This is a genomic window from Psychrobacter okhotskensis (assembly GCF_013248965.1).
GTDB lineage: Bacteria > Pseudomonadota > Gammaproteobacteria > Pseudomonadales > Moraxellaceae > Psychrobacter > Psychrobacter okhotskensis.
This window is the reverse complement of record NZ_JABRVQ010000002.1, coordinates 74,737-87,872: the sequence shown is the minus strand read 5'-3', so window position 1 is coordinate 87,872 and position 13,136 is coordinate 74,737. Positions and strand designations below refer to the sequence as shown.

Here is a 13,136-nt window from a genome sequence, read left to right as displayed (position 1 = left end):
AGTTGAGTGTGATGTTGACCAAAAATACCCCGCCTAATAATTCACCGGATGAAGATCCGGCGCAACGTGATGCCCGTGCTGTAAGGCGTTGGTATCCGCTGTCTTTTTTGCTCAAGCTACTGGTACTCATGCTCATCGTACTGGCGATTATGTTCGCCATCTTTTTTTATGCGGCTGGTACTGAGTCAGGCACCAAGTTCTTATTAGAAAAGATTAGCGCTGAGACGGGTATTAAGTTTAAATATGGGCGCGGTAATTTACGTGATGGTCTGTTGGTCACAGATATCGATATCGAGGCGACCGAAGACCTTGAGATCTTGGTAGACAAAGCCTACGTTAAAATAGGCTGGCGTGCGGTATTTGCTAAAGAAGTCCATCTGCGCGATGCCGACATTCAGCGTATTGAGATTATCAATAAAAAACCGCCAACGGGTGAGCCATTTGATTATAAAACGCTCAAGCTACCGGTGAATCTGCGTTTTGATCAAGCCAAAATAAAAACGATTGTCTATAAACAAGTGACCAAAGATCCTATTGTCATTCATGATATCAGCGCTCGTGATTTGACGTGGGTTGGCAGCATGGTCACGGTAGGTCGCGGCAATTTACAGTATGCAGATATCGTCAAGGTTAGTGCTTTGCAAGGTGAGATTGATTTGCAAGGTGACTATCCGTTGGACTTAAGTGCTATTGCTGAGGTCAGTGCCTTAGAAAAAGCCTACATTGATCCCCTTAATATTACCGCTACCGGCAGCTTAAAACGTACCGTTGGTAAGGTGCGTAGCCGCTACAATGATAACGATGTCAGCGGTGATTTTGTAGTGCAAGGACTCGATAAGGATTCACCGTTTCAGGCAAAACTGCAATGGGACGACATTCTGATTCCTTATGCCGAAAGCCAAGCCATTCGCCTAAAAAGCGGCACAGCCACTGCCTCAGGGGTCATCTCTGAGATACGTTTGCGTATCAATACTGAGCTGACTGCCAAAGATATTCCTTCAGGGCATTATCAAGGGCGGGCAGTGATTGCCAATAGTCAACTGCGCATTGATCGTTTGGATGCTCAGGTTCCAGCTGGAAACCTAATATTACAAGGTATTTTAGACTGGAAAAATAGCTTCGATGCAAAGGTGCGTGCGACTGGTAGCAATTTTGACATTCGCCGCGCGATTCCTGACGACTATGCTGATTTTAAAGCCTACGCTCCGCAAAAACTCAACGGTCGATTGTCGCTACATTATCAACAAAAAAACAGTGCAGGTAACTTAGAGATTGACGCGGATCTACGTCAGCGTGATGGCGAACATGTTAATGCCAATATTGCACGTGGTAAAACCTCTGCGAAGGTTAAACAGGTAGCGCCTTGGTATATCGATGCCACTTGGCAAAATCTGATCCGTCGTAATGTCCCGAATATCGGTAATATCGATAGTCCTAGTGGTCAAGCTGATGTCATCGTGCGCGGTTCGACCCTCTCTGTCGATGCCAATGCAGTCATCAATGAGCTTAATGCTGCTCCCAAAGGCAACTATGATGTGCGCGTCCGCAAAGCTGGCAATGTCATTGACATCAATCGTCTCAAATATAATGGTATCATCGGTGATTTATCAGGTACTGGGCAGATTCAACTGGCGACCAAGAAGCGCCCATTAACGTGGCAAATTGATGCCCGTACTAATGGTTTATTACCCAAAAAGTATCGTAGTGATCTACCGCTTGAGCGTCTAACGGGCAGTATTAGTGCCAGTGGCCGCTTAGTGAATATCAGCAAAAGCGGGGTTAAAGGTCAGCGTCATATTATTAATTTAAACAATACCGATTTGCAGGCGCAGCTTGATGCCACGCAAGACGGCCGTGCTATCGGCATCACTGGTGGCGGTGATGCCAAAGTCGATATCGTTGGCGGCGAGCTTTCTATGTTCGATGCGCGTTTTGATGGTCAGGTCGATACGGCGGATGTGCCAAAGGGTCGTCTGTCTATCAATGCGGCTGGCACGCCAAGGCTGATCAGTATTCGTAAGCTCAATTATAAGGGTGAGGCTGGCGCAGTGAATGCGAAGGGTGTCATCGATTTGCGAAAAAATATTGGTTGGACAGTGGATGGTCGCTTTGATGACTTCAACTTGGGTTATTTTTTACCCAACAATCCGGCCATTATTACTGGTGATTTAAAAACCAGTGGCGAGTGGCAAACAGCACCAAAAAACAAAGCGAATGCCAAGGGTAAGCTAAATAGATTTGCAGTAAATTTTGACGGTGTATTAGATGCCGAGCAGTTACCAGCAGGCAAACTGACTATCGATGCCAGTGGCGATGCCCAGCTCATCCGTATCAAACGCTTCCGTCATGTCGGCGCTGCAGGTAGTATCGATGCCAGTGGCACCGTCGATGTGCGTCAAGGTATCGCTTGGGATATCAAAGCAGTAATGAATCGCTTTAATTTGGGTTACTTCCTCAAAAGTACGCCAAGCGCTATCACCGGTACTATCGATACTGATGGTCGCTGGAGTGATGCTCAGCAAACCATTAATATCAAGCAGATCAACTTGACTGGCATGTTAAAAGGTCAGCCGCTCAGTGCCAAAGGCAGCTTAGCCGCAAAAATGCGATTGCCAAAAGACTTGGCGAGCTATTTTAAACGTTTACAAAAGCAAGATGCACAGGCGCAATATAAGCAAGTGAACGCCTTAATCGAGAGTTTAAATGCCAATAACCTCGTCTTACGCTGGGGCGATAACTACATCACTGCCAATGGCAATGCCAAGCAATTACAAGCCAAGATTAATATCACCAGTCTCGATCAGCTCTCTAGTAAGCTGACCGGCAAAGTGACTGGCGGTGCGACCTTATCGCAGCCTGCGGGACAAGCGTTACCCACTATCTATATTGATTTGGTCGGTGAGCGACTTGCGCTGCCGGGCTTTATCTTGCGTCAAGGTCGTATTCGCGGCAAAATCGTGAATTTAGCAAACAGCCCAAGTCAGCTTATTATCAGTGCTGAAGGCTTAGATGCTGGCGGGCAAAGCTTCAAAAGCGTTAATGCGTCTTTTAATGGTACTGAGCAGGCACATGTGGTCGATCTCAATGTCGCTAACGAGCAGCTCGATATTGCAGCAAGACTCAAAGGTGGTTTTAATCGTAATACACTCAGTTGGTCTGGGGTGATTGGTAAAGGTCGTGTTAAGTCCAGATATGCCACCTTGAACCAGTTGCAGCCAGCGCAGTTGATTGTCAATTTGCCTAACAAGCAAAACGGCAGTGACCGCGAGCTTAAGGTGCAACTTGCCGCGCATTGCTGGCAGGCGGCCGATCAAACCGGCAAGCTGTGTTTACGTGAAAACCTAATCGCTTCACCGTCTGGTGGTCAGGTCGATTTGGCATTGCAAAAGCTAGACGCCTCGCTATTTTCAGTGTTTTTACCCAAAGATATTGATTGGCAAGGGCAGATTAATGGTAAGGCGATTGTCGGCTGGCAACGTGGTCGTCCACCGACTATCAATACCACTTTATATTCTGATAATGGCAAAATCGGCTTGCTTCAAGATGGTGACAGCGCTCCTGTAAGCTTGTCATACAAGCGTGTGTCACTGATTGCCTTGTCAGTACCTGAAGGTCTTAAACTACGGACAGATATCAATACTGGTCGCGGCGCGCGTGGTTACGCGGAAGTCATCGTCGATCCTTATAAAAACCCCAAACCCATTTCGGGCGCGTTGGTACTCAATGAGCTTAATTTAGCGATTTTTAAACCTTTCTTCCCCGGTATGCGTGTGCTTGAAGGCAATATCACTATGGCGGGCGGACTTGGTGGCACGCTAGAAAAACCACAGTTCTATGGTGATGTGAAATTGGCCAACGGTCGTATCGCGATGCTTGACTTGCCAGTCAATTTAAGAAAAGTTAATGTCGATGCCAAGATTCGTGGAACGCAAGCAACTATCGACGGCACCTTTAATAGTGGTACGGGCAGCGGCACGCTAACGGGAACAGTAAACTGGCAGCAAAAACTACAAGCCAAATTGAGTATCGTTGGTGAGCGCTTAGTATTGACCCAGCCACCCTTGCTATTGGCTGAGATTAATCCTGATATCGATATTATCGTGCGTCCTGGCGACCGTTACGTCAACATTACAGGGGCCATCAGCGTGCCATCGGCGACCATTCGTCCGCCAGAGGCTAGTGAAGACATCATTACGCAAACAGAAGATGCGGTCGTCCTAGATCGTCGTCTCATTGGTAATATCGACGAAGTCTTAGCTATCTCAAAACCGTGGTCGATCAATGCTGATATCGGTGTTGATTTGGGTGATGACATTAACTTCCGTGGCTTTGGAGCGGTTATTCCGTTGGCAGGTGCGATTAATATCACTCAAAACGGCACGGGCATTATGCGTGCCACAGGGGTGGTGCAAGTATCACGTCGTACCAATATCAATGCTTTCGGTCAGAGTCTAGAGCTTAACTATGGGCAGGTGCGCTTCAATGGGGATGTGATGAAGCCTAACCTGAGTATTGAAGCTGTCAAAGTCATTAGCGGAAAAACAGTTGGCGTGCGTGTTAAAGGCAGTACTGAGAGTCCAAACATTATCGTCTTTAATAATGCTGGTCTGACCCAGCAGCAAGCAATGAATGCGTTGGTCACTGGTCGTATCGATAATAAGAGCGCCACGCAAATCAGTGAGCAGGGCTTTAAGTCGCAAGTGACGAATAACTTAGCGGCCGCTGGGCTGAGCTTCGGGCTGAGCGGGACACGCAACTTAACCAACCAGATTGGTCAAGCCTTTGGTCTACAGAGCTTGACTGTCGATGCCTCTGGCGGAAGTGAAGACACTAACGTCAATGTCACCGGTTACGTGACCCCTGACTTATACATTCGCTACGGGGTAGGTGTCTTTAATGCGCAGAACAGCCTATCTGTTCGTTACCAGTTGACCCGTCGAATTTATGTCGAGGCAACGTCGGCGGCAGAAAACGCGGTTGATGTGGTTTATAGTTGGCAATTTTAGAAGGCAATTTTGGATAATACTGTTATCAGCTAATGGTTGATTTATTAACTCTAATATTGCCCAAATAGTATTTACTGTACTTTAATCAACTGTACTTTAATCAATAAAAAACGCCTTTCGATGAAGGCGTTTTTTTGTGAGGTGTAATTTTAACTATTTGGTCAAAATTAAGCGGTTATTGCGAGTTAAGCGTAAGCGATATTCCTCACCTTCGTGCTCAATACGTACCTCTTTGGTCAAAGCAAACAGATGCTGTGATTGCAAAGTCGGTAGACGGTTTTCGCGGCAGTTTAAGTAACGAGAGATAACCATGCTCATAATAAATTCCTTTTGATAAAACAGTTGAGTAGTCGACATCAGAGAGTAATAGCCATTAACGATAATAATTATCATTTAGATTGGATTGTTTTGCAAGGTAATTGATAAAATAAAATGCAGTCATTATGTAAACTTATATAAACCTACGATGATAAAGTCAGATTGAATTTATTTTTTATTTTTTATATCAATGACTTAATTTAATATCAGTTTATTATCGCAAGTGACTATTCATAACAAACAAAGCAAGCATTCAAGTCATAACAAATAAAACAAGCATTTGAGGACAGTATTATGGTGAACGCCGCAATAATTCAACAAACTAGCCATCAAAAAATCGTAAACGTCGCTGTCGCTGTTATTCATTATCAGGCACAGTATTTGCTCGGATTTCGAGATGCGGCTCAACATCAGGGCAACCGTTATGAGTTTGTAGGTGGAAAGATAGAGGCGAATGAAACCGCAAAACAGGCATTAATACGCGAAGTCGCTGAAGAAACTGGAATCGATATTCACGACAATACTGTCGTCAAACTTGGACGGCTGCATCATGATTATGGGGATAAGCAAGTGAGCTTGCAGGTCTATAATATTGAGCTAACAGCAGAGCAATATGAGCAACATCGACATCTCAGCCATGGCTTAGAAGGGCAGGCGCTGGCATGGGTCAATAAATCTGCGCTATTGGCAGGGAAGTATCATTTGCCTGCTGCCAATAAAACGATTTTAGAATGGTTGCGTCTACCCGCACAGATAGCGATTAGCTATCCTTTGGCACATTTTAATGATCTGCCCAATCCAGCAACAGAATGGTTGACCTATCACAAGGAAAAAGTAGGGACCCATGCTTGGCTATACATTCGAGTTAAGGACTCAGACTTTGATAATAGCGTAAAGCAATTGATGGCTTTGCGTCCAGACATTCAAGTGATTCTGCCATTTGAGCGTCGCCTTCATTCATTACAAGCCGATTATCAGATCGTTGCTCATCAAATCTCTCAGACTGCGCTCATGAAATGGTTTGATAATGAGCAAGACAGTTCCGTAGGTGAGCAGGCGTTACCTCTCGATCGACCATTAATAATCAGCTGTCACGATGCAGCCAGTATCCATGCCGCTAATCAGCTTGCTAGTGTTCGTTTACAGCAGCAGCAAGCACCAGTGATCGGTGTGTTTTTATCACCAGTACTAGCGACCCAAACGCATCCCGATACTGCGCCATTAGGTTGGGCAGCGTGGTCAGCTTTGGCACAGTTGGCTGACATGCCAGTCATTGGTTTGGGTGGCTTGTCACCAGCTATGATTGAGCAAGCTGTCCAGTACGGTGGTATCAGCGTGGCCGGTATCAGCCAGTTCGTTTAGGCGTTTTTTTAGCAAGTTTTTATTAATAAATACCAAGTTAACTATGCTCATCAAGTGCTTGTACAAGGCCTATCACGTCAAGCACAGTAGCTACCATTTATCAAAGTAAATTCTTAATAATAATAAGCTTCCCTTATATTTATCCAATCGGTAACTATGTGTTTATTCTCTAATCTAAATACAGAATTACTTACAAACCGTTGCGTTTTCCTACATTGCGACACTGTTTTAATCATAGCACTGCCATTAAGATAGGCTATCAAATTAGAGAGTCTTCAAGCTGTTTTTATAGATGACGTTTTTGGCTTTTAATAAACCAATTGTCTGGTCAAGCGACTCTCACTACTCATAATAATATTTGATTTTTCTCACATTATCTTTATTAGTAACAATATTTTTGTGTAGAAAATCAAATAATATTTATTTGATAATGAATAAGTTTTTAACCATCACCAATAATTAATGGTATCCCTATGAAAACCAATAAGTTACCTCAGTCATCATGGTCTGATGCACAGGCAGCCGGTTCTCAATCACAGCAAACCAGTCAGTTAAAGAACCATTATCAGGATAATGGGCAACACGTAAATAGTGCCAGCAATGATGCAAGCTATAACCATGCTATCAATGGTAATAAAAGTCTCAATGCTAGTAATGACAGCGACAGTTATAATGGCGAACATTCAAACCATTTGGCAAAAACATCGTCTTTGCAAGACAGCTATTTTGGATACAAAAGCATCGACAAAAGCCTTACACAGGCAAAAGAGTTTGCTATGATTGAAAACGGTAATATCAACAGTAACGATTCAAAAAATAGCGATATAGAGGATTTTGACACGGCTAATGGCTTCAAAAAAGCTAGCGGCTCTCAAAAAATCCGTGGCTACAAAAAAGCGCAGAAGAAGCAAGCACAGGAATCTAACAAAGTAGATGTACTGATGTCAGAGGAACAAGCGAATATTTCAATAGAAAAACCTCAAAACATAGATGATTTATCATTGACGACGACCTCATATAAAGAAATACCGGAGCGCATATTTATGAATGGGCTTATTAAGCATACTGGCATTGCCCTAGCGATTATTATACCGTTGGCGGCGTTTTCGGCTTATGCTGCGCCGTTACCAGCGACTAGCGCGTCCACTAGTAAAACTTCTGCCACGGCGACGACTGATAAAACCACAACGCAAACCTTGTCTGTGAAGCCCAGCGACATCATCCATAAGTCTGCGAACACACCGACCACCGTCGACAGTGTGGATCTCAAAAAGTATGCAGGCACGTGGTATGAGATAGGTCGGTTACCAATGTACTTTCAGCGCAACTGTGCTAGTGATGTAACCGCAAACTATGCCCAAAAAACAGACGGCTCCGGAGTGGTAGTCACCAATAAATGTAAAGCTGAAGACGGTTCAGATATTACTGCTGAGGGATTGGCAAAACCTGCCGACGATACCGGTAGCAAGCTAAAAGTGACGTTCTTGCCTTCATGGATTCGCTGGTTACCAGTCGGTCGTGCCGATTATTGGGTATTGGCGCGCGATGCTGATTATCAGACAGCGCTAGTTGGTACGCCAGACAAAGACTATTTATGGTTACTAGCACGTTCGCCCAATGTCAGTCAGGAAACCTATGCGAAATATCGCCAAATTGCCCAGCAACAAGGCTACGACTTGAAAGAATTTAAACTGACCGCACAAAGCAATCAAACAGTTACTTTAGTACCCTAATTGTTTAGTGACTTAATTGTTTAGTGCGCTAGTTGTTTATCGATTTAGTTGTTTAACAGCATCGTTGTTTAAGGCGTTCGAATTTAACAAAGGCAGCGTAATAGGCTGCCTTTATTTTTATAATCAAGTCAATATAGCCCCAAAATAGGTTATAAGTGCGCGCTGATCGGTTATCACTGGCAAAATTGACCGTTTTAGGCTAAAATCTAGGCGATCTAAATACACTGATGAAAATGAAAAATGATTGGCATGGATGTTTTGCCCTCATCGTATTTGACCTCACCGTATTTGAATAGTCACTTAGACTAAATACAATCTATCTGTTTGATACTTCTTCATACTTTACTGATCATACATTACTGACCATAAGGATGTTTCTCGTGAGCAACGCTGATACCTTACGCCACCTACATCAAGAGCACTTGAGCAATTATAACAACCAAGAGCAACAAGCGATTGAGCTGATGGGGCTATTGAATAAGCTCTATAACGAGCAAGATGTCCAAGTGACCTTGTTCGGTGAAACGCTAGATACGACCTCAGTCGGTCGCATATTGGCACTACATCAAAAAGTAGCAATGCGTGATCAAGGCGCAAAAGCCATCGCTATCGCTGATACGCTAGCCATGGTTAAAGTGCTAGCAGACAATAAGGCTATCCAAGCTGCGCGTATCGATGTCGGTCAATTGATTGCTAATGACAGTGATGTACAAGCGGCTCTGCAATCTATTAGCAGTGACAACAATGCTATCAATGGTGCGACTGATGTCGTGCTATACGGTTTTGGTCGTATTGGTCGTATCTTAACGCGTCTATTGTTATCGCAAGCGTCAAGCGCGAAAGGCGTACAACTTAAAGCCATCGTCGTACGTCCGGCTGCTGCTGGTGATTTGGCCAAGCGTGCATCATTACTAGAGCGTGATTCGATTCATGGTAGCTTCGCTGGTGGCGTGGTGGTTGATGATGAAAATAACGGTCTGATTATCAATGGTCGCTTTGTGCAAGTTATTTATGCTAAAGACCCAAGCGAGATTGATTATACGGCTTATGGTATCAACGATGCATTGATTATTGATAACACAGGCATCTGGAAAGACGAAGCTGGTCTTGGCAAGCATCTACAGTCTCAAGGCGTCAAAAAAGTATTGTTAACCGCACCTGCTGGCGGTGAGATTAAAAACGTCGTCTATGGTGTGAACAATGATACAGTCGGTGATGATACGATTGTCAGCGCGGCGAGCTGTACGACCAACGCGATTACACCAACGCTAAAAGTACTGAACGATGAGTACGGTATCGAAAATGGTCACGTGGAAACGATTCATTCGTTCACCAACGACCAAAACCTAATCGATAACTACCACAAGGCCGATCGCCGTGGCCGTAGTGCAGTGTTGAATATGGTTATCACTAGTACTGGTGCGGCAAAAGCAGTTGGTAAGGCACTACCAGAGCTTAGCGGTAAATTGACCGGTAATGCTATTCGTGTTCCCACGCCAAATGTCAGCTTAGCAATTTTAAACTTAAACCTCAAAACTGCACCTACCAGTGCTGATGCGTTAAATGAGTTTATGCGTAAAATCTCTAATAGCAGCCAGTGGCAAACACAGATTGCTTATACGGACTCTACCGAAGCGGTCTCGACTGATTTCGTCGGCGATACGCACGTCGGTATCGTTGATGCACAAGCGACGATTCTCACAGACAATCATGCCATCGTTTATATCTGGTATGACAACGAAGTGGGCTATAGTACGCAAGTATTACGTTTGGCGACACAAATGGCCGGCATCAGCTATACTCAGATTCCAGCGTAAAAATTCTAAGTCTATAGCAGTGATACGCTAATGCATTAAGTTTCGTATAGAAGCCATGTTTTTTAGATGTGATACTCAAGCACCCGATAGTCCGATTGGTTATCGGGTGTTGTTGTCATACTTGTTGCTAAGTATCATGTTTGTTGCTAAGTATTTTGGCACACTAGGATTATAATTATTTTTAAACCAGTTTTTTACAAGCACTAATTTTTTATAAGCATTAAGTTTTTACAACTACACAAACACATAGCTATACCCTAAAATACAGTCGTTGGCTGTAACCAGTTTATAAACTGGATGGTAAATTAAGGAACGTAAGATGCGATTTATTGATGAAGCCGTCGTAACGGTAAAAGCAGGTGACGGTGGTAACGGAATCGCCAGTTTTCGCCGAGAAAAGTATGTCCCACGTGGTGGACCTGATGGTGGCGATGGTGGCAAGGGCGGAGATGTTTATGCCATTGCGGAGGATAACACCAACACCCTAGTTGACTATCGCTATACGCGTCGCTATGACGCCATGCGAGCTGAGAATGGTCATAGTAGAAACTGTTCAGGTAAGGGCTCTGACGATCTATTTTTGCCAGTGCCTATCGGTACGACGATAGTCGATACCGAAACCGATGAAGTGTTGGGTGATTTGATTGAAATTGGTCAGACTTTGCTCATTGCCAAAGGCGGTGATGGCGGTTTGGGTAATACTCACTTCAAAAGCTCGACTAACCAAGCACCGCGCAAGGCTACTTCAGGCTTTGAAGGTGAGCTAAAAGTGCTTAAGTTTGAGCTAAAAGTTGTGGCTGATGTTGGCTTGATTGGTTTACCTAATGCGGGTAAATCGACCTTTATCCGCCAAGTCTCTGCTGCTAGACCAAAAGTTGCTGATTATCCGTTTACCACGTTGGTTCCAAATCTGGGCGTGGTCGATATTGGTCGTCATCGCTCGTTCGTCATGGCGGATATTCCGGGTTTAATCGAAGGTGCCTCAGAAGGTGCAGGACTTGGCATTCGCTTTTTAAAGCATGTTGCTCGTACGCGCCGTCTGTTACATGTGGTTGATGTAAAGCCAATTGATGGCAGCGATCCGGTAAAAAATGCTCGTGTTATCTTGAATGAGCTTGAACGTTTTTCGCCTGAATTATCCAACCTACCCCAAATTTTGGTATTAAACAAAATTGATCAGGTGCCTGAAGAAGAGTTAAATGAGCTCTGTACCCATATTGTCGCTGAGCTTGGTTGGACAGGAGATGTATTTCGCACGTCAACTCTAATGGGTGAAGGGACTGATGCTGTTAAATATCATTTGATGAATGAGATTGAACGTGAGCGCGAACGCGAAATAGAGGACCCCATCTTCGCTGAAGCACAAAGAACACGTTTTGAGCGCTTAGAAGTAGAAGTACGTCTGAATACTGAAGCCCAGCGTGAGGCTTATCGTGCGGCTCGAAAAGCGGCACGTGAAGGGTTGGACTTAAACGACGATGATGATTTAGATGATGACGATGAAGATGGCGTTGAAGTCGTTTATGTTCCTTAAATGATGGTGCTTAAACTGATATACTTGAATTTTTTAGATCAATCCCCGTAATTAATTGACATAAGACACAGGAGTTTATATGGCAGGTGACATAGAAAACACGACCGAAGAAGCAAGGTTTATTAAGCAAACTCGCAACTTTGATATTCAGCGCGTTATTGTCAAGATTGGCTCATCGTTATTAACCAATAACGGTCGAGGGCTAGATCGAACTGCCATTTACGAATGGGCAAAGCAAATTGCTAAGCTGCACAAGCAAGGCGTGGAAGTACTGCTCGTGTCGTCAGGGGCAGTTGCTGAAGGCGTGGTACGCATGAACCTAGAGGAGCGTCCCAAAAAATTAGCGGCGCTGCAAGCTTGTGCTTCTATTGGTCAAATGGGCTTGATTGAAACCTGGTGGTCAGCGTTGATTCAGCACGGTATTCAAAGCTCTCAGCTACTACTAACCCATGATGACTTGTCTAACCGTAGTCGTTATCTGAATACCACAGGCGCACTGACACAGTTATTAGAATGGAACGTGCTACCGGTCATTAATGAAAACGACACCATCACCATTGATGAGATCAAATTTGGCGACAACGATACGTTAGGTGCGATGGCAGCAGCGATGGTCAATGCTGATTTGTACATTATCTTAACGGATCAAGACGGCGTGTTCACTGATAATCCGCGTGATAACCCTGATGCCAAAATGATTCGTCAAGAGCGTGCCATGGCTGATTACTTGTTTGATATTGCAGGTGATGGTGGCAAACTCGGACGTGGTGGAATGCTAACCAAGATTCGTGCTGGTCGCCTTGCCGCCATGGGTGGTTGTCCTACCGTAATTGTGAGCGGCGCTATCGATGACGTTATTACCCGTGTGGTATCTGGTGAAGCGGTTGGTACGTTGCTAACGACTAATGACGAAGATAAAATCATTGCTCGTAAACAATGGCTAGCAGCGCATCTACGTATGTCAGGCTCTTTGATTGTTGATGCTGGTGCCGCAAAAGCCGTCGTTGAACATCATAAGAGCTTGCTACCAGTCGGCGTAGCAGAAGTACGCGGTGATTTTGATGAAGGTGATGTGGTCGAAATTGTGCACCAAGATACAGGCGAGCGTCTCGCCGTTGGCCAAGTCAACTTCTCCTCTCGTGACGCGCGCCGTGTGGCTCGTGAGCGTACTGAGCAATTCGATAGAATTCTTGGTAATAATGAAGAGCGCGTGGTCATGGTACATCGTGATAACCTAGCATTGACGATGTAGTGGTATCGATTTTCTATGTACTTGACTTTCTATGTATAAGTATAAAGGTGTCTTATCTATAAGTATAAATAAGGCATCAAATGACTTTGGTCAATAGATTGTTTTTGTCATACG

7 protein-coding genes are annotated in these 13,136 nt (G+C 44.5%); 6 read left to right on the top strand and 1 reads right to left on the bottom strand.

Annotation, left to right across the window (positions count from 1 at the left end; genetic code table 11):
- Window positions 1-11: 11 nt before the first annotated feature.
- Window positions 12-5,006: a translocation/assembly module TamB domain-containing protein gene (locus HQR03_RS01790; protein WP_173238989.1), complete on the top strand. Its 4,995-nt coding sequence runs from the start codon at window positions 12-14 to the stop codon at window positions 5,004-5,006.
- A gap of 153 nt (window positions 5,007-5,159) precedes the next feature.
- Here HQR03_RS01790 and hemP read toward each other — a convergent pair whose 3' ends face one another.
- Window positions 5,160-5,318: a hemin uptake protein HemP gene (hemP, locus tag HQR03_RS01785; protein ID WP_227672156.1), complete on the bottom strand. Its 159-nt coding sequence runs from the start codon at window positions 5,316-5,318 to the stop codon at window positions 5,160-5,162.
- Between the two features lie 300 nt (window positions 5,319-5,618).
- On the opposite strand from hemP, the gene HQR03_RS01780 reads away from it, so the two are divergent.
- The 5 genes from HQR03_RS01780 (at window position 5,619) to proB (ending at window position 13,022) form a co-directional block, all read left to right on the top strand.
- Window positions 5,619-6,686: an NUDIX domain-containing protein gene (locus HQR03_RS01780; protein ID WP_173238929.1), complete on the top strand. Its 1,068-nt coding sequence runs from the start codon at window positions 5,619-5,621 to the stop codon at window positions 6,684-6,686.
- Window positions 6,687-7,159: 473 nt separating this feature from the next.
- Window positions 7,160-8,419, top strand: coding sequence for a lipocalin family protein (locus tag HQR03_RS01775; protein WP_173238928.1), 1,260 nt, complete (start codon window positions 7,160-7,162; stop codon window positions 8,417-8,419).
- A gap of 371 nt (window positions 8,420-8,790) precedes the next feature.
- On the top strand, window positions 8,791-10,236 hold the full coding sequence (locus HQR03_RS01770; RefSeq protein WP_173238927.1) for a glyceraldehyde-3-phosphate dehydrogenase: 1,446 nt from the start codon (window positions 8,791-8,793) through the stop codon (window positions 10,234-10,236).
- A gap of 319 nt (window positions 10,237-10,555) precedes the next feature.
- On the top strand, window positions 10,556-11,770 hold the full coding sequence (gene cgtA, locus HQR03_RS01765) for an Obg family GTPase CgtA (protein WP_025650501.1): 1,215 nt from the start codon (window positions 10,556-10,558) through the stop codon (window positions 11,768-11,770).
- Window positions 11,771-11,849: 79 nt separating this feature from the next.
- Window positions 11,850-13,022, top strand: a complete 1,173-nt coding sequence (gene proB, locus HQR03_RS01760) for a glutamate 5-kinase (protein WP_025650500.1) — start codon at window positions 11,850-11,852, stop codon at window positions 13,020-13,022.
- Window positions 13,023-13,136 lie beyond the last annotated feature (114 nt).